Here is a 26,210-nt window from a genome sequence, read left to right as displayed (position 1 = left end):
GCGCGAATTAACGATAGGCGATCACACCAAAAAGAAATCATCTTTTTGGTCAGAAATTAATCTATCTCTAGCACTCAAAAGCATTAATTTGTCCTGATGACCACTAATTAGTCCCTGAACGCTTCTATAAATGGACGTACCCCGACTCGAACGGGGGACCTCTACGATGTCAACGTAGCGCTCTAACCAACTGAGCTATACGTCCAAGGATTTATAATCCTAGCATAGATAAGATAGTAAAGCGCGATCGCATTACTTAAGTTATTTTTTGAGCCGCCAAAATCAAGTTCTAACGGCTCAAACATTTTTAGACACTCATAGTAGACTTTGACCAAACGCCGTGTTCGTCTTGAGCAAATTGTTCGCGCACTACATCCCAAGCGTGGTGTTCGGCTTTAGCTTCATCGCCAGAAGAAGCTAGTTCCGTGTTGTAATTAGCCACAAATGCCCGTTGCGCGTCTTCGGAAAGATGAGAACGAATTTCTGGGGACAAATGGCTAGGGTCTTCAATTTGCCCAGCACGTCCGCGAGGTAAGGCTGTTTCATTAGTATGAGCTTCTTCACCGCCAGCGCTTTCTAGTAATAGTTGAATTTCACCAGACTTATTAGCGGGAACTTCTACCGCTACAAGAAAATCTCCCGCCTCAATCCGAGTTTGATAGATAGCGGCTTTTTCTTCAGGCATTCCTAAAGTTACTAAAGCAGATACTAAGCCTGCGCCAGCACTTCCAGCTAAAGCACCACTAGCCGCTCCTAGTAAAGCTGCTCCTAAAGGGCCGGCGGCTACTAATGTCCCCACAAAAGGCACAAATAGCACTCCTACACCTGTTAGCAAGGCTAAAGCAGAACCAAACAAAGAGCCAAAAATCGCGCCTTGCTTTAGTCCGCCCAAAATTACATCTTTTTTGGTCAGAAAACCAGCAATTTTGGTTTCAGAGTGAAAGTTTTTGCCCACTACAGAAATATCATCGCGGGAAATTCCTCTATCTAGTAAGCGGCGAACTACGTCATCGATTTGTTCGTGTTCTTTAAATATTGCGGATACAGTACGCTCTGCTGTAGAAACATTGGGTTGTGTGGCGGTAGTATCGGTAGCAGTCATTTAGTTCTCCTTGAACATTTTTTTAGTTATTCTTTCTTCTTGGAGAATATCAAGCCACAAGTTATCCGCCTTCACCCATAGGGTTGATTATTAAGTTTTCTAACCTCAAGACCTACGCCATCTGTCTTTAACAATGCCATAAATTCCTGTAGCAGCCGCACTTAATAATAGTAACCACAAAATCCCCCCAGGAATAAAGCTCAGTACACCAAAGCCTCTTAGCACCCAAATAACTACAGTAACGCCAAGAATAATAAAGATTATTTGCAGAATTTTCACGGTAGTAGTAAATAAGTAAGGATATAAACAAAAATATGTCAAAAAACATTGGTTTCTGCCCACACTTTAATTGCCATCAAATAAGATTGCTATATATTGTGCCAATATATAGCAAAAAAATTGTCTTATCAATCGGTAATTAAGTGGCAAAATCATGTACAGCAAAAACTGCCAAACTTTCTTTGTATTAAATTCAAAATTTGATGGCTAATTGAGGAGCGAAGAAAATTAATTTGATGAAAGATTTAGCTTTTGAGTTTTTGAAAGCAAGGCAATTTGCAAGTTTAATAAAAAACTGAGTAAAAGATGTTACCTGTTAAAAAAATTGACTGCCAGATGGATAAAAAAATATAAAATAAGTTTGAGAGTTATTAAATAAACATATTACCATCTAAAGAGCAATATTTGCAAGTTGCTAGTAACTATAGATTTTTATTTATCTTAACAGTTAAAATCCTTATGGTTTTAGCGATCGAAAAACAACTATTTACGTTAACTTAAAATAAGTAATTAAGCTAAAAAAGCCAAGAAATAAGCTAAAACTTTTAGCGATATTGCCACCAGGGGTGCATACAACAAACTATTATAAGATGGGCGATCGCGAAGAATTAGAGATTTTTTTAGAATACCTTAAGCAAAACCAAGGCTGTGACTTGACTGTTTACAAACACTCAACCTTACAGCGTCGGTTAGGAGTAAGGATGCGTCAGATTGGAGTGAATACTTACCATAGCTATATAGACTATTTCAAACATCACTCTGAGGAACTTAGCATCCTACTTGATACCATTTTTATCAATTTTACAGGGTTTTTTCGCGATTTCGACGCTTGGGAGTATCTAGCAAATCAAGTTATCCCAAAAATTATTAGCCGAAAAAAACCTCATGAACCAATCCGCATTTGGAGCGCTAGTTGTGCATCAGGAGAAGAAGCGTATACTTTAGCCCTTTTGTTTGCAGAAGCTTTGGGGATAGAGCAATATTTACAGCAAGTCCAAATTTATGCTACTGATGTAGATGAAGCGGCTTTACGGCAAGCAAGACAGCATTGTTACACCATTTCAGAGGTAGCAGGTGTGCCGCCAGCATTTTTAGATAAGTATTTTGAATCCACTTCCCAAGGGTATGTTTTCAATCCAACCTTACGCCGCCGAGTAATCTTTGCTCGTCACAACTTGCTTGAGGATGCGCCTATTTCTAAGCTCGACTTATTGGTATGTCGCAATACACTGATGTATTTTAACCCGGAAGCACAAGTAAAAATTCTAATTCGCTTTCATTTTGCTTTGAAAAATCTTGGCTTTATCTTTTTAGGCAAGGCAGAAACTTTAGTTAGTCGCTCGTTTCTTTTTACTCCTGTTAGTATTAAGCACCGGATTTTTAGCAAAGGAGCCAAGTTAGAATCTAATGATGTACTGATGTTAAGTAATAAACCTTCTCAAAAAAACACTGACATTCTAATAGAGTCTAAAGACCTTTGGCAATCGGCTTTTGAAACAAATCCAATTGCTCAACTGATTGTAGCCCCAAATAACAAACTTATTGGGGTAAATAAAAGTGCGAGAAATTTATTAAATATGTCTGCTAACGATTTAGGTAATCCGTTGCCAACATTGCCGCTAGTTACTCAGTTTGGGGAATTAAACACCCAAGTTGAGCAGACTTTACAAAATCGGTCTTCAGTTAGCATCAAAAATGCCCAATGGTCAACCGCTACGCGTGTATATAAGTTAGATATAGATATAGTGCCAATTTCGGATTCTAATTGCAGGCTTTTGGGGGCAACTATAATATTTAAAAGTGTTACAAATTAAAAAAATAGCAGGTGCGATCGCACTTGTTACTACACTAAAAAGACTTATTTTTCAAATTTTTTTATTGTAAAGAAGCCAAAGGCTAAATAATTTTGCTTACACCAACCGATAAAATTTAAGTTATCCTTCCCATCAATCGCTATGCAACTTACCCACACCCCAGCCATCAATGACAGCCAACGGCGGCAACTTGCGCCTCTAGAGATGCCTCCACGTCTGCTACTAGGACCAGGCCCGTCTAATGCTCATCCTGATGTTCTCCAGGCTATGAATACGCCCCCAGTGGGACATTTAGATCCGGCATTTTTGGCGCTAATGGATGAAATTCAATCGTTGCTACGCTACGTGTGGCAAACTGAAAACCCTCTAACTATTGCGATTAGCGGTACGGGAAGCGCGGCTATGGAAGGTGCGATCGCAAACTCTATTACACCGGGCGATACAATCTTAATTGGTGTAGCCGGGTACTTTGGCAATCGCTTGGTAGATATGGCGGGGCGATATAGCGCAGAAGTCCGCACGATAACTAAACCTTGGGGGCAAGTTTTCAATCTCCAAGAACTCCGCAGCGCCCTAGAAGCCCACCGTCCGGCAATTTTGGCTTTAGTTCATGCCGAAACCTCTACAGGAGCGCGTCAGCCGCTTTTAGGGGTGGGGGAATTGTGCCGAGAATTTGACTGTTTGTTGCTGGTCGATTCGGTGACAAGTTTGGGGGGCGTACCTTTGTTTTTGGACGAGTGGGGCGTAGATTTAGCTTATAGTTGCAGTCAAAAAGGTTTGGGTTGTTCCCCTGGTGCTTCACCTTTGACTATGAGTCCCCGCGCTTGGGAAAAGTTGCAACAGCGCCAAACAAAAGTTAGCAACTGGTATTTGGATATGCAGTTATTAAGCAAGTATTGGGGAAAGGAGCGCGTCTATCACCATACCGCCCCCATTAACCTGTATTACGGCTTGCGGGAAGCTTTGCGATTGCTTGCTGATGAAGGAATAGAAAATTCCTGGCAGCGTCACCAGCAAACAGTAGAGTATTTATGGCAAGAATTGGAAAATATTGGCTTAAAATTGCACGTAGAGCCAGAGTTTCGGCTATCAACACTAACTACTGTCTGCATTCCTGAAGGTGTAGACGGAAAAGAAATCTCTCGCCAGTTACTTAATGATTACAATATTGAGATTGGCGGCGGTTTGGGAGAATTGGCGCAAAAAGTTTGGCGAGTTGGATTGATGGGTTACAACAGCCGCAAAGAAAATGTCGATACATTAGTCGCCGCTTTAAAACAGGTTTTGCCTTAAGATAATTGTGACGTTTGCCAGGTAACATGAGTTGAAAACCTAACTTAGTTACCTGCCTTTATGTCTGCAAATAATTTGACCCTCAATTTAATTGAAGGTTCGGTATCTTTTAGTTTCTCTGCCGAATCAGCTAGAGAAATGCAAAGTGCGATCGCGCAATTAATGACTAATATCAAAGCGGCGGGGGTAAAAACTCCCGGTACTAAATCCATTCCTCAACCGCCGCTAGAGTACCGCTATACAGGAAATGTATTTCTAGAAATTTTCTGCAATCCTAATATTTGGGCTACCCCTTTTGCGGCTAAAGTCCTAATTACTCTGCGCGATGAGCATATTCGTTTAACGACTGAAGCTGAACTTACTCGCGTAATTGAAGACCTTAACCAGTATTTGGAACAGGTAGGATAAAAATTTTGTCAGTTAAGAGCTTGGAGCGGTTTGTTTTTAAACGTCTACCAAACTCTAACTGTTACGGTTAACCGATTTTTGGATTAATCTTTGCAATGCTTGGGGATCTCCTCTCTCTTTCTTCGTTAACTTATGGTCAGTTAACAATGCTTGTTCTGTTTAAAAATTAAAAATTAGTCGTTGTCCCATTCTTCCCGACCGATCAAGTCACCAATGCGATCGCGCAATAAAAAGTCGCATTGTTCTAACTCGCATTCTACACAAACCCATTCTCTCGGTGGAATGTACTCGCATAACGTGTATATGGGTTGCTGCCGACTGATTACGCCTTTTTCTACCAATTGACGCGCTTCGTCTTTAATCACGTTTAAAGAATATCGAATTGATGGCAAAGTATTCACACTCATGGTTTTAACCTAAATTACTCATTTTGTTTTGTCACGCTGAATGCTCCCCAGGCTAACAAATAATCTTAAAATCAGCCTCATTAGCCGCATTTTTGTAGTTCGTTATACTGAATTGTTTTCATTGTGGCGCTATAGTCCTGGTGTTTATATTAAGATACATTACGAAAATCAGCAAATGTTGACAAACTCAACTAAAAATTACTTGTAGACATAGCTGTAATTAAATCTCTTTTTGGGCTGTATTGCAGATTTTCAAAGGGATTAAGAGGTTTGATCAGGTTTGCTACTTAATTATTAACCCACTAACTAATAAACAAAATACGTCTTTAGATAGAGTACAAGCTATACCTTGAATAGGGCTTGCAGAGCGATAGTTTGTGCTTGAGGCATTTGTCCGTAGGAAAAGAGGCAAGGTATCCCAGAATTAGTAGCTGGCGTAAGCTTTTCGAGAATATAAGGACTACCGTAGATTACTAAAGCTTGCAAATTGCCAGAACTTAACAGTTTCTTAAACCACTCCATGCCAATTTGTGTTAAATCGGAGCTACCGCGAAAAGGATTGCCCCGAATAAATAGTTGTAGAACAGTGGGTAAATTGTCGGTTTCTGAAGTTGGGTCAAAAGGCGTATGGCGATCGCACAACATCGTAGTATAGCCGAGAGATTTAGGTAAAACAATGGCGGGGCTTTGTTCAGTTAAAAATTTACCGCTACCAAGTAAATTGTCTACCACAATCAAGTTACGTCCGTTGGGAGTTGGGGATAAAGGGACTTTACCGCTAACTATTTGGGATTGTTGCAAGATTTGATTAACAGTTTCTAAAGCTTCCGGTTTAGCTAGTTCAAAAGCAATTTTACTTGCATCTATTTTTATCCCTTCTACTTGACCCTTGGCGTGCCAAATTCGCGCTACCGACTCTTTTATCCTTTGGGCGGAAATACGACCGCTATTGACTGCCTCACACACCGCATTGATAGCGCCTTCAGGGTCGGAGGGCATAAGTAAAATATCTGCGCCAGCTTCTACCGCTAAAACGGGAGATTCGTTAATTCCGTAACGTTTAGAAATTGCCTCCATCATTAAAGCATCGGTGACAATTAAGCCTGTAAACCCCATTTTGTCGCGCAGTTGCCCGGTTAAGATGCGTTTAGACAAGGTTGCTGGGTGTTCTGCGTCCCAACACTCTATAAGTAGGTGGGCGCTCATAACGGCAGCTACACCCGATGCGATCGCGCTTACAAAGGGCGCTAATTCAATTTCTGCTAGGCGATCGGGTGCATGAGAAATAACGGGCAAATCGACATGAGAATCTGTAGTAGTATCGCCATGTCCGGGAAAATGTTTCGCGGTGGTAAGTACCGGGTAAGCCTTCGCGCCTTTAATAAAAGCATTGGCTAAAGGGCTAACAACAGAAGGAGTTTCCCCAAAAGCGCGGACATTAATAACTGGGTTATCGGGATTGTTATTGACATCAACTACTGGCGCAAGTATCCAATTGATGCCAATTGCCAAGGCTTCGGCGGCGGTAATAGCGCCCATTTTTTCGGCGTATTGCGCTGCAAGTTGGGGATTAGTACGGGCAATTTGACTAATCGCCATTGGTGGAGCAAACCAAGTAGCACCGGGGAATCTTTGCCCAACACCTTCTTCTATATCCGCCGCAATTAATAAAGGAATTTTTGCCCAATTTTGCATTTGTTGGGTTCTTAAAGCTAATTCCGCCGCACTTCCCCCAAGAAAGATTACGCCACCAACTCCTAATTTTACTAAGTGTTGCATGGTGGCGGTGTTTGCTTCCCAGTCTGGATAAGGTATTTGATGATCGAACAAATAGCCGCAGGTACGGACTACAACCATTTGGGCGACTTGCTGCGCTAGAGTGAGCGTGTCTATATCCGGCAAGGATGCAGTCATAATCGGAACGTACCTAAATATTCAAACTCAGGTATTTTACTGCAAAACTTATTTTTCTTCGTCGTCTAAGTATTCGTCTTCATAATCATCTACATCTAAATTTTCATCGGCGGGGCGATCGTGGTTTAGTTGGTTAAGTAACGACAACACTTTAGTTCCCCTTTCTATAGAAGGATCTTCTTGAAATATGACTTCTGGAGTCCTACGCAAGCGTACTCTTTGCCCTAATTCGGTTCGCACATAACCCGTAGCAGATTTTAATCCTGCCATTGTTTCGATTTTTGCTTCCTCACTGCCATAGACGCTAACAAAAATTTTGGCGTGTTGCAGATCCCCCGATACTACGACATCGGTTACACTAACGAGTCCTGCGCCTACACGGTCATCTTTGATATCGTGGATAAGCATTTGGCTAACCTCGCGTTTAATTAATTCGGCAACGCGAGAAACGCGACGGTTTGTAGCCATAGTTGTTTTAACTCTCGATGTGTGGTTATCAAATCTAGTCTATACCGTACTTAAACCCAGCATGGCGCGGAGGGTAAAGACAGTAAAAACAAGTACGCCAAACAGTAAGCTAATAAGAGCGATCGCACTGAAGGGGTTTTTAAATAAAGGCGCTAGAGGTGCAAAAGCATTTATCGCTATGCCCAATATAATTGTTACTAAGTAGCGGGGGTAACGCGACACATTGTCCCAAAATCCATCAAACATATATTTTTATAGGTTTTTTCAATATTTTACTATATTAGTAGAGTTGTTTACTTTGCGAGCAAACCGCACCTAGTATAAAGAACAAAGAGTTTTAGTCGTTGATTAAGGTATGGTCTGTACATTTCCCGCCGTTAGATCCCCCCTAACCCCCCTTAAAAAGGGGGGAAAATATGGATTATTACCTGTTTTTAAAGGAAGTATGAATTATTTGATACCAACAGATAAACTTTTAAAACATCTTTTTATTCAGCTTAAATGTTACAATTAAGTTCTCCCTATTATCGTCCTTTTTTAAAATGGGCGGGAGGTAAAAGTAAATTAATTGAACAATATATTCCTCATTTTCCCCAGAGTTTTACTAATTACTACGAGCCTTTTTTGGGTGGTGGAGCAGTATTTTTTTACTTCTGCAATGTCAAACCCGATGCTAATAAAGTTATTTCCGATATTAATCCTGAATTAATTAATACTTATTGTTGTATTAAAAATAACGTTGAGCCGTTAATTGAGCTATTAAATACGCATCAAGAGCAACATGATAAAGATTATTATTATAGAATGCGATCGCATTTCCAAGGTTCAGATATTGAAAGAGCCGCACGATTTATCTATTTAAACAAAACTTGCTTTAACGGGCTATATAGAGAAAATTCTCAAGGGCGATTTAACGTACCAATGGGTAAGTATAAAAATCCCACAATTTGCAATTCCGATTTACTTCGTTCTGTCTCTTTAGCGCTTCAATCTGCCGAAGTTTCGTTAAAACCGTATAGTGATATTAAAGCTAAAAACGAGCAGGATTTTGTCTATTTTGATCCGCCTTATTATCCTCTAAGTTCTACTAGCAATTTTACAACTTACAGCCGCTATATTTTCAAGGAAACTGAACAAATTAAGCTCAGAGATACTTTTGCTAAACTTGCTAGTCGAGGAGTAAAAGTTATGTTGTCTAACTCTGATTGTGCTTTGGTTCGAGAGCTTTATGCTGACTTCAATATTTATGAAATTTCGGCAGCAAGAGCTATTAATTCTAAGGCAGAAAAAAGAGGTAAAATTACAGAACTATTGATTACTTCCTATTAAAAGTTATTATTAGACCATTTAATGAAAGAAGTTAGATTATGGACTGCTAATAAATTTTGATTTAAAACAGTTTGCGTAGATAACCAAGTTACGGCTTTTGGTTTCATTCCACCCCCATCAATTAAAACGATAGCTGGTACTGGATAGCAATACTGAATATTTAAGTTAAGGTAGGGTAGCTTTTCGTCTACTGAACCACCAGATTGCTGCCATTTACACTCAATGATTAAACCAGAACTGATTGAAGAACCAATAACGTAAAAATCTACATAAATATCTGTGTCATAAATACCCTGCCCTATATATACCTGTCTAGCGTATCTTTTTTGGAAGTTATTACTAGGGCTTAAAAGAAATCCCAAACGCTGCTTTTTCGGTACATTACAACCTATTGCGCTATATCCATGTCCTATCAATGTTCCTTCAATAGTTGTCTCCAACACATTTCCCGAAGAATTTGCTCTTCCACCTTGAGTCATGTTGTCCTAAATATATATTCAAATAATTGCTATACATTAGGATTCCCAAAAAAGAGATAGAAAACACCATGCGCGATCGCATTTAACTGTTAGGATTTGCTTCTAACCAGGTTTCTAAGTCTGAGAGATTAGTAAAATCTAACAAAGCTTCTGCTAAATTTTCTAACTGAGGAACTGGTAAAACTAGAATTTGCGATCGAACTGAATCGGGAATAGTACCAATTTGGCGCGTAAGTTGACGTACAACAACCGCAATTTCCCCTTGCTGTAATCCTTTTTGAAGAATATCTTGATAAATTACTGATTCCTGCATAATTTCCTCTCTGAAGAATTGACTAATTAATGTTTTCTTAAACTTCAAGCCTGCTAGTAACTGAGTGCAGATAGCTACATCTTGTCGTTGCTCTGATGATTCTATGTTACTAATTTGCTGCGAAATCTGGGTTAATAACTTCTCTGGCTCTTGGGTAGCTGCTAAGGTAGCTAAAGGCAGAAGTGCTATATCTGCAAGGAAAATCGCTGGATCTTGCTCCCACATTTTCACAACCTGATAGCTGTGTCTAGTGTTTTCTAAATGAAACTCTGTTGCAATAACTGTTGCTTTTGCAGGCTTTTTGAGCAAAATTACGATTTGCGTCACTGGTTGTCGGTAACGACGATGCAATCTTACCCAATAATCCAACATTCGTAGCGGTAGCGGGGGGTTGGTATCGACTTCTACTTGAAACTCTAGATGTAAAATTCTTTCTTGGGTACGCAGAAAAGTTACAGAATCTGCGCGGATTGGTTCAATGCTTAGTTCGCTTTTAATCACTTCTCCCACTGTAACAGGCTTGCCTAATAGCCAAGAAGCAAAGCTGTTAGGATATTTTTCGGAGAGGTATTTGCAGAGATTATCGAATTGTTTAGCACTCATAACAGTCGCTTAAATATTTTTTAACGGTATAGTACCTTTGTCAAAAATGATAGATTTGGTGTCAATACCGCTAATTTCTAGGCGATCGCATTTAAGAGATATTTTGAAAGGTGTAGTTAGTAAAATTTGAAGGCGTACAATGACTGGAAAATGTTAGATACTTCCTTCGCCTGATTAAAACTGCCCGCCGACAGTGAGAAATTAGTCCTCAATTAACCGGATTTTTCTGTATCTCTATGGCGAGTAAATATAACTGCTCGACATTTTGTTAAACTAAACGTTAAAAAGTTTTAAAGTGAAGCCAGAATTTTTCTGTTCTAAAGTATTACCTTGTTAAATGGCGCGGATTTCTACAATATCGTTTGATCGCGGCACATTAGTTGTGCATCCACCACCCAAAGGGAAAACCTGGGTAGACTACGCTACTTGGGACGATCGCGTGGAGAAGTTTCGCATCCCTGCTATTGATTACAGACCATTTATTGAAGCCTTGCAAGCAGAAAAGATTGATTTTGTCGATAATGCTAGAGCTTTTGAAACTCTAGAGCTTATCTCTAGTATGGAGAAAGAACCCTATCCCCATCAAAGGGAAGCATTACTTGCTTGGAAACAATCGGGGCGCAATGGTGTAGTGGTGCTTCCCACCGCCGCCGGAAAAACTTATTTAGCAATGCTTGCCATGCAAGCTACACCGCGCAGCACGTTAATTGTAGTCCCAACTATTGATTTAATGCACCAGTGGTATGCTCAATTGCTGTTAACCTTTCCCGACGCAGAGATTGGGCTACTAGGGGGAGGATCGCGCGATCGCACGTCTATATTAGTCTCCACCTACGACAGCGCCGCCATCCATGCTGAAGCCCTCGGCAACCGCTATGCGTTGATAATTTTTGATGAGTGTCACCACTTACCGACAGATTTTAATCGAGTTATTGCCGAATATGCGATCGCGCCTTACAGGTTAGGATTATCAGCAACCCCCGAACGCACCGACGGCAAACACGCAGACTTAAATAGCTTAATCGGTAAAGAAGTCTATCGCAAAACGGCGGAAGAACTAGCGGGAAGCGCCTTAGCCAAGCACGAAGTAGTCCAAATAAAGGTCAAACTCTCAGCTTTAGAAAGAGATAGATACAAGCAATTAATTGAACAACGCAATAGTTTTTTAAAAGATGTAAAAATCTCTTTAGGCAGTCTCAAAGGCTGGCAAATGTTCGTTCAAGCCAGCGCCCGTTCTACCGCCGGACGCAGAGCAATGTTAGCCCACCGAGAAGCAAAAGAAATTGCTTTAGGGACAGACGGTAAAATGCGGATTTTGAGTAACATTCTCGCCCAGCATTACCCCGAAAGGACGCTAATTTTTACCGCCGACAACGCTACAGTTTACCGGATTTCTCAAGAGTTTTTGATTCCCGCCATTACCCACCAAACCCCAGTAAAAGAGCGTCACGAGACATTGACAAAGTTTCGCGCGGGAGAATACAAAACATTGGTAGCTTCTCACGTTTTAAATGAAGGGGTAGATGTTCCCGCCGCTAGTATAGCGATTATTTTGTCTGGTACGGGTTCGGCGCGGGAGTACGTGCAAAGGCTGGGGCGGGTGCTGCGTAAGGGAGACGAGCATAAGTTAGCGATAATGTATGAAGTAATAGCCGAAGACACCAGCGAAGAAGGTACATCAGCGCGGCGGCGAGGTATAGAGACAAAACCTAGACAGTTAGAAATTGTCCCATTGTATGGAGTAAACAATAATGTTACCAAGCGAGTTGCTGACTCATCGGTTAAGTGGGGAAACGATAACCCCAAAAAGACTGAGGATTGACGAGGAAACTTTAGCGGTTGCCAGAGAATTAATTGCTTGCTTTGTATCAGCGCGGGGAAGTACGCAAGGAGAATTAGACACTCAGTTGCAAGAATTGGAAGGAGATAGCCCAGATTATCGTTTTAAACGCGGTTTAGCTCATTTACTCAAAAGTGCCTGTGAGTTTGAAGTTGTTAGTCCTTTAGAGCCACCATTATTAAGAGAGAAAGTATTTAGTTTATCGGCTTTAAATGTTCCAAGTTCCGCTCAAAGCTGTCAAACTTTGGATACTTTAGCATTGCAACTTAGTCAGGAGTTAGAACGAGAAATCTTACCCGCGCACATTCGCGAGGGACTATACGCAGACTTGGCAGAAAATAAGGTTTTGATGGAGTTTGAAGAACCAACACCAGAGCAATTGCTGCATAAATACAATCTCTCCCAAGTACAAGGAGTTTTTTATCGAGCTAGTCAATTAGTATTAAATGCTCATCGCAATGTTCCGGGAGAGTATAAGCTACTGTTTCGCTATTTGAAACTGTTTCAGTTGATGGCTTATATCGAAGGCGATGCCGAACATGGGTTTACAATTACCATTGATGGGGCGACTAGCTTATTTAAGCCTAGTACAAGATATGGGCTTGCGATCGCTAAAATGATTCCCGCACTATTGCACGTCACAAAATGGAGTCTTAGCGCCAAACTACAAACCCGCGATTTTTACACTAATACTTGGAAAACTGGACGATTTAGCCTTGATTCCAATTGTGGTTTGGTGTCTCACTATCCGCCAGGTAAACCTTACGACAGTATGTTAGAAGAAGCCTTTGCTAGTCGCTGGGAAACTTTAAAATCGGAGTGGGTATTAGAGAGGGAAGTAGATTTAATTCCGATTCCGGGTAGCGTCATGATTCCCGATTTTCGCTTAGTGCATCCCGACGGGCGCAGCTTATTATTAGAAATAGTTGGTTATTGGCGACCAGAATATTTACAAAAAAAGTTTTCTCAAGTGCGACGCGCCGAACGAAACGATTTAATTTTGGCAATTTCTGAACGTTTAAACTTAGAAAAAGCTGGAGTAAATTTAACCGATGTTCCGGCAAAAATCATTTGGTTTAAAGATAAGTTGTTGCCCAAAGCTGTGTTAGAAGTATTAGATTAAAATAAATCAAAATGACAAAGCCAAATTTTCAACAAATAATTTGAAAGGAGTTTCTAGGCTAATGATAGTTGAATCAAGAATGTGATAAAGCCAACTTCAGTTCAATTACAACGCTTATATGACCAGTGTTATCGGATAACTAATATATTTTTGCAGCCAATCCATTTAGTTAGAATAGACGATCGCACGGGAAACTTATATATTTTAGCTGGCGTGGAAGAATCTATTGAAGTAGAAATCGATCCCCAAGGAGATTTTGTAACATGAGTACCGATTATGCAAGTATGAGCGATCGCGAATTAAAACGTTATATAATGGAGCATCGCACTGATAATAATGCTTTCCATGCTTATATGGATAGACGCTACACTCGTCCTAATCGACAAGTAATTTCTCCTAATCAACCAGATTGGGAGACAAAAATAGACATAGCAATTCAAAAACAAATTCAAGAAGGCAAACCGCCAACAAAAGTAGGAAATACCAACTTAAAATACGACTTATACAAAGGTTATGCGATCGCCGTACAAAAAATTGAAGTTTTAAGCGATCGTTGGCATTATATAGCTAAACCTCTAAGCCTAGAAAATGAAAATCTCTATCCGCTTCAGTGGGATGCAGGAAAAGTTGAATCCTATGGAGAAGATTTAGCTGATGCTGTGAGAAAGTGTAAAAGCGAAATAGATAAATTGGTTAGTGCGGCAAGTTAGACTCAAGACAAATCTAATAACACGATATTGGCAAAAGGGAACAGCGATCGTGAGTAAAATTAAAAATATTGTGTTAGTTCACGGTTTTTGGACAGATGCTTCTAGTTACAGTAAAGTTATTTCTACACTATTGACAGAAGGCTACGAAGTTATTGCCGTTCAAAATCTACTTACTTCTTTAGCGGACGATGTGGCGGCAACAAAACGCGCTTTAAATCGCCTTGAAGGTAAATGTATTTTAGTTGGTCATTCGTGGGGTGGTACAGTTATTACCGAAGCTGGTAACGATGAGCGAGTAGCTGGCTTAGTCTATATTGCCGCCCTTGCTCCTGATACTGGCGAATCGATGATAGATTTGATGAGTAAATACGGAACTCCATCGCCGCATTTTCAAGAACAAGAAGGCTTTGTTTGGATTTCTATTGAAGGCGTACAAAAGATTTTAGCGGGCGACCTTTCCGCCGCGCAATCTGCCTTAATACACGCAACGCAAACTCCACCTTCTACATCGCTGCTGCAAGCAAAAGTAGATTTGCCAGCGTGGAAAACTAAACCAAGTTGGTATATTATTGCCAATAACGACCAATCTGTACCGCCAGATTTACAGCGCGAGTTATCTAAACGCATGGGTGCAAAAACAAGTGCTGTAGAATCAAGCCACCTAGCAATGGTTTCTCATGCTCAAGAAGTTTTAGACGTGATTAGAGAAGCTGCTAAAAGTCTAAGCTGATTTAAAGCATTTAGCCAACGTGACTTATAACGGTTTGTTAGACTGAGTTTAGCTAGGCTCAATCAACTTTCAGCAAGGACGCGCAGATTCGATGATGCTATCGACATACCCCAGTACCTTACTATCCAAAGAACTGCTTAATTTACAATACAACTCTACAAGCGATCGCTTTGATGAAACTTGGGAAGCTCCCCTATCAACACTACTCGGTTTAGGCAGGGCGGCGGGGGCTGATTTTATCGAGTTTTTCTTAGAGCGAGTAAATTACATTAATTGTCAAGCTGAAGAAGACACAATTACCAGCATTTCCCCCCGAATATCTACAGGCGCGGGAGTTAGAGTATTTCGCGGCGCGGCGGATTGTTACGTTAGCACCAACGATTTATCATTCAACGGACTTAAAGCGGCTTTAGAAAAAGGTTTATCTATTCTTGGCTTGCAATTACCCAATCCGAACGCTTATGTACCTGAAATTAACCTGGAGTTGCTAAGAGATTACGCCACTAAAAAAGGTAAAGATACTTGGCTTTCGGGGTGTAGCACTATGCAGGAAATGGGCGAAGTATTGTTAGATGCAAACGCCCAACTAAAACTTAAAGCTAGTCACGTCCAATCGAGACGAGCGGTTTATTTTCGAGATTGGCAAGAAGTTTTAATCGCCGCCAGTGACGGTACTTTTGCTAGAGATATTCGCCTCAGTCAGTCAGTAGGTTATAGCTTGCTATGCGCTGAAGGAGCTAATCGCGCGGCGATTAATCAGCGAGTGGGCGATACAAGTTCCCCTAGTTTCCTGAGAACCTGGGATTATAGAACTACCGCCCAAGAAGTAGCAGAATCTGCCGGAAAAATGTTGTACGCCGATTACGTAGAATCGGGCAATTATCCGATTGTGATGGCAAATCAGTTTGGCGGCGTGATATTTCATGAAGCCTGCGGACACCTATTAGAAACCACCCAAATTGAACGCAAAACAACACCTTTTGCTGACAAAAAAGGACAAAAAATTGCTCATGAAAGCCTGACAGCTTGGGATGAAGGATTATCTACAGAGGCTTTTGGCACAATTGATATGGACGATGAGGGAATGCCAGCCCAACGTACTCTATTAATTGAAAAAGGCATATTGAAGAACTTTATCAGCGATCGCACGGGTTCAATGCGTACAGGACAACCCCGCACTGGTAGCGGTCGCCGTCAAAACTACACTTTTGCAGCCGCGTCAAGGATGCGTAACACCTACATCGCCCCCGGAGACTACGCTACAGAGGATTTATTTGCTTCTATCGACAAAGGCATTTATTGCAAAAAAATGGGCGGTGGTAGTGTCGGCGCGACCGGACAATTTAACTTTGCTGTCGATGAAGCCTATTTAATTGAAAACGGCAAATTAACAAAACCCCTCAAAGGTGCAACCTTAATTGGCGACGCGCAAGAAATCATGAACAAAATTTCTATGTGTTCCCAGGACTTAGGACTAGCGGCGGGTTTTTGCGGTTCAGTAAGCGGCAGCATTTATGTAACCGTTGGTCAACCACACATCAAAGTAGATTCAATTACCGTAGGCGGCAGATAAGCCAAACTCGTCTCACTACTTACACAATAGAACTTGCCAAAAACTCACCTACTTATTGACAAGACCCTTTTGCAGGGGGTTTGGGGGAGGCAACTTCCTAATGGGGGGTTTGGGGGGCAGACCCCCCAAGTCCTGGTTTTTCCTAAAGCAAGCCGACAACAAAAACCAAGAAAATTCTAAAAGGTCTATCAACGTGACAAAAATCGCCGAACTTGCAAATTACGCTCAAACCAGTGCCGAAAAGCTAGGCATTGAAAAGTTTGATATTTATGGCTCATCAGTGGATGAAACCAGCGTCCAAGTAGACACCGGAGAACCCAAACAAGTAAAAGCCTCAAACCGTTCTAATATAATGGTTAGAGTCTGGAATGCTGATAATACAATGGGAGTGACTAGCACTACCGATGTAGACCCTAAAGGATTGGAATTAGCTTTAAAAACCGCCTACGAAGCTAGTTTTTTTGGAGTTAAAGACAATATCCCTGATTTTAGCCCCGAAGCAACATCCCCCTTGGCGGCGGAAACTCAAGAAACTGCTCCCCAAGTACCAGTATCAGAACTGATTGAAACTCTGATAAAAGCTGAGAAAGAATTATTATCTGCTCACAGTGCGATCGCCAGCGTACCTTATAATGCTCTTGCCCAAAGAGACGTTAATCGATTTTATCTCAATAGTGCAGGAGCTAGACGTAATGAAGCCCGTTCTTACACCTCCATTTATCTCTACACCAAAACCGAGCAAGAAGGCAAAAAAACCCGCAGTGCTGGCGCTTTTCGCATTAGTCGCAGCCTCCCTAAACTAGACATTCCCGCTTGCTTAAAAGAAGCTACAGAAAAGACAATTAGCCATTTAGACTACGAAAAAGTTAAAACGGGCAAATATCGAGTAGTTTTCTCACCGGATGCTTTTTTGAGCTTAATAAGCGCGTTCTCCAACCTTTTCAACGCTCAAAATATTCTCGACAAGCAAAGTCTTTCAACTCCCGAATCATTGGGAAAGCAAATCGCCTCGCCTTTACTTTCTTTTGCTGACGACGCTTTGCATCCTGACAATGTAGCGACAGAAACCTTTGATGGAGAAGGTACGCCTACCCGTCGATTACCAATAATTACGGGTGGCGTATTAAGCAACTTCATTCACAGCGCGGGTACTGCTAAACGCTTGAATGCTCAACCCACAGGACACGCTAATCTTGGGGCAAAAGTATCGGTTAGTCCTCACTTTTACCATGTTTTTTCCTCTGCAATGCAAGAGCAAGAATATAGTTTAGATAACGCCGATAACCTCATATTTATCGACAACTTGCAAGCCCTCCATGCGGGAGTAAAAGCCCTACAAGGCTCTTTTTCTTTGCCTTTTGATGGTTGGATGGTAAATAATGGCAAGCTAACGAGTATTGAATCAGCAACGGTGGCAGGAGACATTTTAGAACTGTTCCAATCGATTATTTATATTGAAAAGGAAGCAGAATTAACTCCTGGGGGTGTTTGTCCTAGAGTTTGGGTTGATAACCTGTCGATTACTGGAGAATAGTTTAGGGGGTAATACATTTGCCGGGGCGCAGTGCATTGCGCCCCTACGATGTTCAAAAAAGGTGTATTTTATGCAACGGCTGCGCGTTTTTCTGACAATTCTCTGCCTTTCATCGGTTGTTACTCTCTCTAGTTTTATTGAGCTTCCCGTTCAATCTCAAAACTTGACAAGTTCTCAAACTGAGCAGCTACTAAAACAAGCTGCTTTTTTTGTGGAGAGCAATCAATTATTAGCGGCTCAAACTAAGCTAGAACAGGCTTTAAGACTTGCTTTAGAAGATAAAGACTTTGAAAGGCAAAAAGACGCTTTAACAAGTTTAGGGGGAGTTTATTATCGTCAGGGGCGCTACGTTCAGGCTACAGAATTTTTGCAGCGATCGCAATCAATCCCCGGTAATGCTAGTCAAAAAGGGAAGTTATCAAGCGCTCAAGGTTTAGTTTATCTAGAACTGGGCGAATATCGTCAGGCATTAACAAGCTTTCAATTAGCCCAAGGTACGCAACTTCAAGACATTAATGAGGAAAATCGCAACCAAATCGGCTTAGGAGAAACTTATCGTTATTTGGGTTTGTATGCCCAATCTCTGCAAATATTACAGCAATCTGTACGGGTTGCTGGCGATCGCACTGACCGGGGACAAATCCTAAATGCTATAGGTAATGTGTATTATGACTTAGGGGAGTACGATTCGGCTTTAGACTACTACCAACAAGCCTTAACTCTGCGGTATTCTGTAGGCGATCGCTATGGGGTGGCGCGTACCCAAAATAATCTAGGGCGAACCTACAATAAACTAGGCAAACCGTCTCAAGCTTTGGAGTTTTATCAACAAGCGCTTAACCTTTCTAATTCCCTTGGAGATGAGTTTACTAAGGTAAACACTCGCAATAGTTTGGGACTAATTTATGCGGAAACAGGAAAAAATAAAGAGGCTTTAAGTTACTTACAACAAGCTTTGGGTAGCGACAATATCGGACGGATTCAAACCTTAAATAACTTAGGTTGGCTGCATACAAAATTAGGTAAATATCCCGAAGCAAGGGACTTTTACGAGCAGGCTTTAAGTTGGGCGAAAAAAAATGGCGATCGCACAGGCGAAGCTCAAGCCCTTAGTGGTTTGGGTGCAAATCTGCTAAAATCTGGCGAACCACTAAAAGCTATTGAATTTCTAAAATTAGCTATCAGCGTCTTTGAATCTCTGCGTCCGGGACTGCGAGACGAACAGAAAGTAGCTATCTTTGAAACCCACTCTGATGCTTACCAAACTTTGCAAACCGCTTTAGTTAGTCAAAATAAATATACTGAAGCCTTAATCGCGTCGGAAAGAGGACGAGCAAGAGCTTTTGTAGAATTACTTGCTAAACGTTTGTCTCCTGCTAACGAAAGCGTTACGCCATTAACATTAAAACAAATTCAAGCTACAGCCAAACAGCACCAAGCAACAATCGTTTCTTACTCCATTGTCAACAACGAATCTGACTTATACATCTGGGTTGTTGCGCCAGATGGAAAGCTGACTTTTCGACAAGTAAATCTTAAAAAGGCGGGAATTGTAGCGAAAAATCCGCAATTACTTACAAATCTAGTTGAGACACTGCGCCAACAAATACTGTCTAAAAAAACTGCCAATAAAACTGTTGTTGCTTCTAGCCGCAACGCCTACAACGTTCTGATTCAACCCGTTGCCGATCTTTTACCTACCGAGGCGCAAGCACAAGTAATTTTCATTCCCCAAGGCTCTTTATTTCTCGTCCCTTTTGCTGCATTACAAGATAGTTCGGGAAAGTTTTTAATCGAGCAACATACTATTTCTATTGCGCCCTCTATTCAAGCTTTGTCATTAATTCAACCAAAGCCCCAAACAAACAAATTAGAGGTGTTAATTGTAGGCAATCCTCAGCCTATATCTTTAAAGTTACCCGCCTTACCTGGTGCGGAAACTGAAGCAATGGCGATCGCCAAACTATTCAATACTTCCCCCCTCATTGGTCGTCAAGCTACCGAAAGTGCTGTTAGTTCTCGAATGAGCAAAGCCCAGGTTATTCACTTGGCTACTCATGGTTTTTTTGACGATCGCCAAGGGTTAGAAAGTTCTCTTGCTTTGGTTGCAGCGCCAGGCGATGGCTTGCTAACGGCGGCGGAAATTTTAGAGTTGAAACTACCAGGAAGTTTAGTTGTACTTAGCGCTTGTAATACTGGACGCGGAAAAATTACAGGGGATGGGGTAATTGGCTTATCAAGAAGTCTGCTTTCTAGTGGCGCTTCTACAGTAATTGTATCTTTATGGTCTGTTCCCGACTTGCCAACGGCGGCATTAATGACAGAGTTTTACAACAATTTAAACAAACAAAACGACAATCCCCAAGCACTGCGTCAAGCCATGTTACTGACCATGAAACAAACTCCCTCACCCCGCGATTGGGCGGGTTTTGTCTCTATTGGCGTTCCCTAATTACTTTATTCAATTTGAGGACTATTATCCGCCAAAGATTGCCAGTTATCTAAAACGTCTTTTAAACAACTAGCAATAGGTACAGCAATTAATAATCCTAGTAATCCTGCAACTTTTGTTCCTACCGCCAAAGCTGCGACAATTCCTACTGGACTTAAACCTGTAAAACTCCCCAGTAGCCGAGGCGCGATCGCTTGATCGATAGTTTGATCGACAGCTACCGCTACCAATATAGTTTTTACCCCTAGCCAAAAGTCATGAGAAGCAACTAATAAACTTACTAAGCTAAATCCCAGCACATCGCCAAAGGGGATTAAAGTTAATAGGGCGATCGCTAATCCAAAAACTAACCCAAAGGGAACTTTTAATAGTAAAAACGTTGCAGTCATTGCCACCCCAACTAAACACGCTAAAGCTATTTGGGCGACAAAGTAGTTTTGAAAGTTTTGTTGGAGAGATTTTTTAATGGCGATCGCAATGTGTGGTGGCAACCCCTTAAATAAGTAGTTCCAAATCCTTTCTCCGTCTAATAACAAGTAAAAACTTAAAACTATAGTCAGCACCACTTCAGAGACGCTGTCAACTGCCCCTATTGCCAAACTTATAAAGTGTTCTGCCACTGATTGCAGTTCATCGGGCAAGCGATCGGTTAATTGAGTTGCCAATTGATTAAAATTGATTGGTAAATTTCGCGCTGCTGCCCAGTTGTTGAGACTTTTTAGTTCTTGAGTCCCCGACTCAATCCAATTCGGCAATAGTAACAAGCTTTCGTTGAATTGCTCCACTAAAAGCGGTACTAAAGTGATACTAAGAGTAATTAAAATAGCTAAACTAACCAAAAAAACTAATACAACCGCATAGGTGCGTTTAATCTCCCGTTGTTGAAGAAACTCCACAGGATAATTTAGTACAAACGCCAGCACCGCCGCCAAGACAAAAATAGTCACTAAGGGTTGAAAATATTGAATAACTTGTAGTGCCAGCCAACCGTTAAATACAACTATAGGCAAAGGCAAGCCCAGTTTTAACCACCGATCGACTTTAGGAGAAGCTGTCATTTATATTCGTAATCGCATCTATATCACCCTATCTCGTTTAGCTAACTCCAAGCTCACTGATTTATTTAAGCGCCACAATTGCTAATATTTGCGATCGCCCCTTGTAAGCAGTCTTCCCCTAGGTTTCTACGTACCCAAAGCAGTACATCGATAGCCGTGCGATCGCGTTTGCGAAACTTTGCCGAAAAATTATCTATTCTGCTTTTAGTTTGAAGTTCTATAAGTATTGACGATGAAGCGACAGCAACATAAAAATCTGTAATAGTTTTCTGCCTAATTACGTCAGTGGTTTGACTGTAACCCAGCATCTCAATAAAATGCTGGTTAGCTTCTACAATTAATCCATCATCAAGACGAGCGCTAAAGATACCGATGGGGGCGTTTTCAAAGAGATTGCGAAATTTTGCTTCGCTTTGGGTTAGTTGGGTTTCGGCTTTTTGGCGATCGCATATTTCTTTTTGTAGTTGAGTATTGCGAAGCTTTAATTGTTTTTGCAATCGGCGAATTGTCAAGTTATTTTCTACCCGCGCAAAAACTTCTTCTTCGCTAAAAGGTTTGGTAATATAATCAACTCCCCCCACAGCAAAGGCTTTAACTTTATCAAGTACCTCATCTAAAGCACTAATAAAAATTACTGGAATATCGCAGGTAAGCGGCGAAGCTTTTAAGTGTTGACAAACTTCGTAGCCGTTCATATCGGGCATCATCACATCTAGTAAAATTAAATCTGGTGGCGCAGCTTGTACGGTTTTTAAAGCCGTTTGTCCGTTAATTACTTTGCGAACTTCGTATCCCAATTGACCGAGTAAGGCAGATAATAGCCGTAGATTGTCAGGTTTATCGTCCACCACGAGAATATTTGCTTTTTCTGGTTGGTTATTCATGGTTGAAATAAATCAATAATTTTATCGATCCGAAAATTATTCACCGCTTCCGTTAGCGCCTTTGCTAAAGGTGCATTTGTCGCCGAAATTTGCTGTAATAAACTAAAAATTTGTTGTTCATCAGTCCGCAATGCTGCCTGGCGTAGCTGCTCTATCCACTCTGGAGGCATAACACTTAAACTTGCCGCTTTTAGGACGTAACAAGCCGTCTCTTGGGGCTGTAGTTGGCTATCTTCGTAGAGGTAACGTACTCCCAAATACTTAGCCATTTTTTCGAGGATAACTGCTTCTAAAAAAGGTTTGCAAACAAAGTCATCGCACCCAGCAGATAATACTAAAGCTCGTTCTTCATCAAAAGCACTGGCAGTAAGGGCGATAATTATTGTAGATTGTCCATTTAACTGACTTTTAATGTGTCTAGTAGCTTGGTAGCCATCCATTACAGGCATTCTCATATCCATCCAAATTAGGTGAGGTTTCCAGATTTGCCAGATATTTATGCCTACTTGTCCGTTTTGGGCTGCGCGGACTTCAAAGCCGATAGAAGTTAGCAGTTTAACCAATAATTGACGATTCTCGTCTCGATCTTCTACTACTAAAATGCGGTAGGTTGGTTGATTTGGCGCTAAAGAAATAACTCTAGTTTGCGGTTTAGTTTCAGTTTCCTCAAGTTTCTGCTCTTTTTTCACGGGGACATCGAAGTAAAATACTGTACCTTGACTGGGAGTGCTTTTGAGAGCAATTTCTCCGCTCATCAAACAGGCAAATTGTTGACTAATAGATAAACCTAAACCCGTTCCTTGGTGGGATTTTTGCCCAGCTTGGGTTTGTACAAAAGGTTTAAATAATTTCTCCAATTCGTGAGACTCAATACCTGTACCTGTGTCTTCCACTTCAAAATGCAGGGTTAAATGTTCGTTGTTAATTACTGACGCGCGTAAAATTACTCTCCCGGTTTCAGTAAACTTAATCGCGTTACCCAAAAGGTTGATTAATACTTGACTCAACTTACTTTCATCGGCGTGGAGGTAGTTAGGTAAGTCTTGGCTGCGCTCAAAAATTAATTCCAATCCCTTCGCTTCAGCTTTGATTGCAAACATCTCGGCTAGAGAATCCAACAGACTGTTAAGATTAAAGCTATTTTCGTCTAATATGATGCTCCCTGCCTCGATTTTAGACATCGATAAAACATCATTGATTAAGGTTAGTAAGTGTTCGCCACTACGACTAATAATTGCTAAGTTTTCTAATTGAGCAGAATCAAGAGTGCGATCGCGTGTCATCAATTGAGTAAAGCCAAGAATCGCGCTCAGTGGTGTCCGCAATTCGTGGCTCATATTTGCCAAAAAGGCGCTTTTGGCACGGTTAGCAGCTAAAGCTTCTTGGGCTTTTTGTTCTAATTTATGGCTGTAATTTTCTAATTGTTCGCGGGAAATTTGCAACTGTTTTGTTAGCCAATACACTCCAGTTGATAGCAACCCGACCGATACAAGTCCTACTAAGACAATCGTTCCAGCCAATTGACGCGCTGGGGTAAAAGATTCTGCTTGCTCCATTTCCACTAATAAAGCCAAGTCTTGTTCATTTAACCAACGATACACGCCGATTACTGGTACTTTGGCATAGTTTTCATACAGTCCAAATCCACTAATTCCACTGGTAGCCGTATCAATACCTTGACTGCTAATTAATGATTCTTGGTCAGTTTTATCGGCTTTAGAAATAAAAGTTTTGACTACTAAAGAGCCAACTAAATAAGTTTCGCCGCTTTTACCTAAGCCTGTACGCTCCCGCACAATGCGATCGATGCGATCTAAGTTCAAATGAGCCAAAATTACGCCTTGACGAACTCCTTTAGCATCTCTAAGGGGCGTAGCAAAGGTTACGGTGGGCTTGCCTGTAACGGGGGAGACGTAAAAAATCGGTGCAGTGTTTCCTGGTTCAATTTTCTCAATATAGGTAATGTCGGCTAAAATCTCATACTGACCAACATGGAGCTTATTGGTGGATAAAATTACTTTATTAGTGCGATCAAGAATAAAAATTTCTTGAAAATCTGGCTTAGTTTGGGCAATTTCTACCAAATAGGTTGAAATGCGTCTACTGGTTGCCAAATCGTAGTTTTGAGCTTTGATTTGGCGAATTTCGGGGAAGAAAGCGATCGCCAAAAAGTCTTGCTCTCGATCTTGAAACCAGCGAGTAATTTCTTCTTCTTTTAAAGTAGCCGCAACGCTGAGTTGATTAAAAGCCGCTTGCTTCAATGCTTCTCTAGCTCTAAAAAAAGCCACACCACCGACAACCCCAATTGCTACTAAAGACCAAAGTAGGAATAAACTAGCAACTTTAGTAGTAAGGTGTTGATTGCTAGAGCGCATAATTTACCATTGGGCAAAAATTTCTTTAATCCGAGAAATCGCTTCATCGGCGGCTATTTCTGCCGAAACTCCATCCACCAGAACCTTTTTGAGGGCTTGACCCCAGACATTTTCCTGCAAAACTAGGCTATAAGCAGGATTATAAAAAGTATAAAATAAGCGCGTTTCCCCCTGAGTAAATGTCTTCGTCGCTGTAGAAACGTGAGGATCTTGGGGATTTGTCCAAAAAGGATCTTGCCAATTTGGTTTAAGTACGGGAGAATGACGACCGCCAGCAACTTTAAGATAATTACCAATAACTTCCGGTTGAATTAAGTAAGCTAAAAAGTCTTTAGCAATTTTTTGATGTTGAGAATTGGCAAACAAAATCACTTGCTGCACTGTAATTAAGTAACGCATTTTTTGACCGCTAGGTTTATTGGGTAATTCCAACACTCCTAGCTTTTTGCTATAGGTTTCGGGGTCTTGACGCAATGCTGTAGCAATGGAAAGTGTATCATTGGTGGTCATCAACACTTTGCGGTTAAGCAAGTTGCGATTGTTGTCTGGATTCAACCAATGCAACGCATCGGGTGGTAAATAACCTTGTTTGTAAGCTTGGTTATACCAATTTAAAATTTTTACTATTCCTTGACGCACTTGGGGATTATCAACGGTGAGTTGTCCGTTAGCGTCTAACATTTGGACATCGTAAGCTTCTAATAGCTGCTCAAAAGTTTGATAAGTATCTCCAGCAGCTACCGATAGCGGTAAACCTAAGCCATAAATATCAACATTTTTTGCCCGTAAATCGTCCTGTCTTTGCGTCCAATACTTCCAGAAACCATCCCAATCGGTGGGAATATCTTTGTTACTGTGTCCAACTTTTTCTAACAAATCTCGCCAATAGTAAACGTGAATTGTGGCTTGATGAATTGGTAAGGCGTAGTAACTGCGCTTTTGAGCGGTTTGATTGTAGAAGTTAACAGTTTTTAGGGCATTTTCTGAATATAGGTTTTTGACTGGCGCAATTACATCAGAAACATCAGCAAGTTTACCTTCCCAAGCTAAACGAGCGGTGAGAGATTTTTCGCTTTTGAACATGGCGATCAAATCCGGCAAATCCCCCGTGCGAAGCTCTCTTTCTGCCTTTTGTGATAGCTCGTCGGTACTATAAAAAGAAAGCTTGACTTTATTACCGCTTTGTTTTTCCCAATTACTGACAATTTGCTGGAGCGCTTCATCTTCTTCAAGAGTAAAACCCTTGTCCCACCAGATTTTGAGAACTTTATTGTCGGTAAAAGCCGCGTTTACTAAATCTCGATCACTCGTAGAAATGCGATCGCAAGCGATAATTAGGAGGCTAAACATTAATGCTAAAAGTAGATATCGCAAGCGGTGCTGAACTTTAGACCATTGGGGGCGACTTTTTGGGATTTTGAACATAGTTTTTCTGCCTCCACACTTCTACACTATTTATCTACCGATTAGGGCTACAGGTTTACGGATAATAAGGCCCAAAGTTTATTTAAACTCAGCACGA

At 41.1% G+C, this 26,210-nt stretch carries 25 protein-coding genes and 1 tRNA gene; 12 read left to right on the top strand and 14 right to left on the bottom strand.

From position 1 onward, the window contains the following. Positions 1 to 131 precede the first annotated feature (131 nt). The 4 genes from SYN7509_RS0208945 to SYN7509_RS25500 all read right to left on the bottom strand — a co-directional run bounded on the left by SYN7509_RS0208945 (position 132) and on the right by SYN7509_RS25500 (position 1,381). A tRNA-Val gene (locus SYN7509_RS0208945) sits at positions 132 to 205 on the bottom strand. Next, positions 183 to 305 (bottom strand): hypothetical protein, encoded by a 123-nt coding sequence (locus SYN7509_RS31275; RefSeq protein WP_255327294.1) that lies wholly within the window; start codon positions 303 to 305, stop codon positions 183 to 185. Before SYN7509_RS31275 ends, SYN7509_RS0208945 begins: the two co-directional genes overlap by 23 nt. A 2-nt stretch (positions 306 to 307) precedes the next feature. After that, the gene (locus SYN7509_RS0208940) at positions 308 to 1,102 is read right to left on the bottom strand and encodes a ChaB family protein (RefSeq protein WP_009633871.1); all 795 of its coding nucleotides are present in this window, start codon (positions 1,100 to 1,102) and stop codon (positions 308 to 310) included. Positions 1,103 to 1,207: 105 nt separating this feature from the next. Further along, positions 1,208 to 1,381: a hypothetical protein gene (locus SYN7509_RS25500; RefSeq protein ID WP_202807220.1), complete on the bottom strand. Its 174-nt coding sequence runs from the start codon at positions 1,379 to 1,381 to the stop codon at positions 1,208 to 1,210. A 590-nt stretch (positions 1,382 to 1,971) separates the two neighbouring features. Between SYN7509_RS25500 and SYN7509_RS25495 the strand changes: the two genes are divergently transcribed. The 3 genes from SYN7509_RS25495 (at position 1,972) to SYN7509_RS0208920 (ending at position 4,896) form a co-directional block, all read left to right on the top strand. Continuing rightward, the gene (locus tag SYN7509_RS25495) at positions 1,972 to 3,195 is read left to right on the top strand and encodes a CheR family methyltransferase (protein ID WP_009633869.1); all 1,224 of its coding nucleotides are present in this window, start codon (positions 1,972 to 1,974) and stop codon (positions 3,193 to 3,195) included. Between the two features lie 141 nt (positions 3,196 to 3,336). Then, positions 3,337 to 4,488, top strand: a complete 1,152-nt coding sequence (locus SYN7509_RS0208925; RefSeq protein WP_009633868.1) for an alanine--glyoxylate aminotransferase family protein — start codon at positions 3,337 to 3,339, stop codon at positions 4,486 to 4,488. Positions 4,489 to 4,548: 60 nt separating this feature from the next. Then, positions 4,549 to 4,896, top strand: coding sequence for a hypothetical protein (locus tag SYN7509_RS0208920; RefSeq protein WP_009633867.1), 348 nt, complete (start codon positions 4,549 to 4,551; stop codon positions 4,894 to 4,896). Positions 4,897 to 5,069: 173 nt separating this feature from the next. On the opposite strand, the gene SYN7509_RS0208915 is transcribed toward SYN7509_RS0208920, so the two are convergent. The 4 genes from SYN7509_RS0208915 to SYN7509_RS0208900 form a co-directional block, all read right to left on the bottom strand. Next, positions 5,070 to 5,303: a DUF4327 family protein gene (locus SYN7509_RS0208915; protein WP_009633866.1), complete on the bottom strand. Its 234-nt coding sequence runs from the start codon at positions 5,301 to 5,303 to the stop codon at positions 5,070 to 5,072. A 342-nt stretch (positions 5,304 to 5,645) separates the two neighbouring features. Then, a complete protein-coding gene (locus tag SYN7509_RS0208910) occupies positions 5,646 to 7,217 on the bottom strand; it encodes a glycoside hydrolase family 3 protein (protein ID WP_009633865.1) in 1,572 nt (523 codons plus the stop codon). 48 nt (positions 7,218 to 7,265) lie between these two features. Continuing rightward, positions 7,266 to 7,685 (bottom strand): 30S ribosome-binding factor RbfA, encoded by a 420-nt coding sequence (gene rbfA / locus SYN7509_RS0208905; RefSeq protein WP_009633864.1) that lies wholly within the window; start codon positions 7,683 to 7,685, stop codon positions 7,266 to 7,268. 39 nt (positions 7,686 to 7,724) lie between these two features. Next, entirely contained in the window at positions 7,725 to 7,931 is a 207-nt protein-coding gene (locus tag SYN7509_RS0208900) for a DUF751 family protein (RefSeq protein WP_009633863.1), read from the bottom strand. Positions 7,932 to 8,186: 255 nt separating this feature from the next. Here SYN7509_RS0208900 and SYN7509_RS0208895 point away from each other — a divergent pair, with 255 nt between their 5' ends. Next, on the top strand, positions 8,187 to 9,014 hold the full coding sequence (locus tag SYN7509_RS0208895; protein ID WP_009633862.1) for a DNA adenine methylase: 828 nt from the start codon (positions 8,187 to 8,189) through the stop codon (positions 9,012 to 9,014). Here SYN7509_RS0208895 and SYN7509_RS0208890 read toward each other — a convergent pair. Further along, positions 9,011 to 9,493 (bottom strand): PD-(D/E)XK nuclease superfamily protein, encoded by a 483-nt coding sequence (locus SYN7509_RS0208890; RefSeq protein WP_009633861.1) that lies wholly within the window; start codon positions 9,491 to 9,493, stop codon positions 9,011 to 9,013. The genes SYN7509_RS0208895 and SYN7509_RS0208890 overlap by 4 nt on opposite strands. Positions 9,494 to 9,575: 82 nt before the next feature. Further along, positions 9,576 to 10,409, bottom strand: a complete 834-nt coding sequence (locus tag SYN7509_RS0208885; protein ID WP_009633860.1) for a DUF4351 domain-containing protein — start codon at positions 10,407 to 10,409, stop codon at positions 9,576 to 9,578. Positions 10,410 to 10,746: 337 nt separating this feature from the next. On the opposite strand from SYN7509_RS0208885, the gene SYN7509_RS0208880 reads away from it, so the two are divergent. From SYN7509_RS0208880 to SYN7509_RS25485, 8 genes are all read left to right on the top strand, one after another. Continuing rightward, complete coding sequence (locus SYN7509_RS0208880; protein WP_009633859.1) at positions 10,747 to 12,231, top strand: DEAD/DEAH box helicase; 1,485 nt, start codon at positions 10,747 to 10,749, stop codon at positions 12,229 to 12,231. Continuing rightward, a complete protein-coding gene (locus SYN7509_RS0208875; RefSeq protein WP_028954207.1) occupies positions 12,161 to 13,372 on the top strand; it encodes a DUF790 family protein in 1,212 nt (403 codons plus the stop codon). Before SYN7509_RS0208880 ends, SYN7509_RS0208875 begins: the two co-directional genes overlap by 71 nt. 81 nt (positions 13,373 to 13,453) lie before the next feature. Continuing rightward, the gene (locus SYN7509_RS0208870) at positions 13,454 to 13,639 is read left to right on the top strand and encodes a DUF6888 family protein (protein ID WP_009633857.1); all 186 of its coding nucleotides are present in this window, start codon (positions 13,454 to 13,456) and stop codon (positions 13,637 to 13,639) included. After that, complete coding sequence (locus SYN7509_RS25490; RefSeq protein WP_009633856.1) at positions 13,636 to 14,082, top strand: DUF6887 family protein; 447 nt, start codon at positions 13,636 to 13,638, stop codon at positions 14,080 to 14,082. Before SYN7509_RS0208870 ends, SYN7509_RS25490 begins: the two co-directional genes overlap by 4 nt. Positions 14,083 to 14,131: 49 nt before the next feature. After that, positions 14,132 to 14,812 carry an alpha/beta fold hydrolase gene (locus tag SYN7509_RS0208860; RefSeq protein WP_009633855.1) on the top strand — a complete coding sequence of 227 codons (681 nt, stop codon included), beginning with the start codon at positions 14,132 to 14,134 and terminating at the stop codon, positions 14,810 to 14,812. A 91-nt stretch (positions 14,813 to 14,903) separates the two neighbouring features. Next, positions 14,904 to 16,385, top strand: a complete 1,482-nt coding sequence (locus SYN7509_RS0208855; RefSeq protein ID WP_009633854.1) for a TldD/PmbA family protein — start codon at positions 14,904 to 14,906, stop codon at positions 16,383 to 16,385. Between the two features lie 193 nt (positions 16,386 to 16,578). After that, positions 16,579 to 17,919, top strand: coding sequence for a TldD/PmbA family protein (locus SYN7509_RS0208850; protein WP_028954205.1), 1,341 nt, complete (start codon positions 16,579 to 16,581; stop codon positions 17,917 to 17,919). Between the two features lie 70 nt (positions 17,920 to 17,989). Next, on the top strand, positions 17,990 to 20,371 hold the full coding sequence (locus SYN7509_RS25485) for a CHAT domain-containing protein (RefSeq protein ID WP_009633852.1): 2,382 nt from the start codon (positions 17,990 to 17,992) through the stop codon (positions 20,369 to 20,371). Between the two features lie 5 nt (positions 20,372 to 20,376). Here the strand turns inward: SYN7509_RS25485 and SYN7509_RS0208840 are convergent, their stop codons facing one another. From SYN7509_RS0208840 to SYN7509_RS0208825, 4 genes are all read right to left on the bottom strand, one after another. Continuing rightward, entirely contained in the window at positions 20,377 to 21,429 is a 1,053-nt protein-coding gene (locus SYN7509_RS0208840) for an AI-2E family transporter (protein ID WP_009633851.1), read from the bottom strand. A 65-nt stretch (positions 21,430 to 21,494) separates the two neighbouring features. After that, a complete protein-coding gene (locus SYN7509_RS25480) occupies positions 21,495 to 22,313 on the bottom strand; it encodes a response regulator (RefSeq protein ID WP_009633850.1) in 819 nt (272 codons plus the stop codon). After that, positions 22,310 to 24,688, bottom strand: a complete 2,379-nt coding sequence (locus SYN7509_RS0208830; RefSeq protein WP_009633849.1) for a hybrid sensor histidine kinase/response regulator — start codon at positions 24,686 to 24,688, stop codon at positions 22,310 to 22,312. The genes SYN7509_RS25480 and SYN7509_RS0208830 overlap by 4 nt, the downstream gene beginning before the upstream one ends. A 3-nt stretch (positions 24,689 to 24,691) precedes the next feature. Further along, the gene (locus tag SYN7509_RS0208825) at positions 24,692 to 26,113 is read right to left on the bottom strand and encodes an ABC transporter substrate-binding protein (RefSeq protein ID WP_009633848.1); all 1,422 of its coding nucleotides are present in this window, start codon (positions 26,111 to 26,113) and stop codon (positions 24,692 to 24,694) included. Positions 26,114 to 26,210: the final 97 nt, after the last annotated feature.

This window comes from Synechocystis sp. PCC 7509 (assembly GCF_000332075.2).
GTDB lineage: Bacteria > Cyanobacteriota > Cyanobacteriia > Cyanobacteriales > Chroococcidiopsidaceae > Aliterella.
Note: the sequence above shows the minus strand (reverse complement) of the source record. Positions and strands in the feature narration are given on the sequence as shown.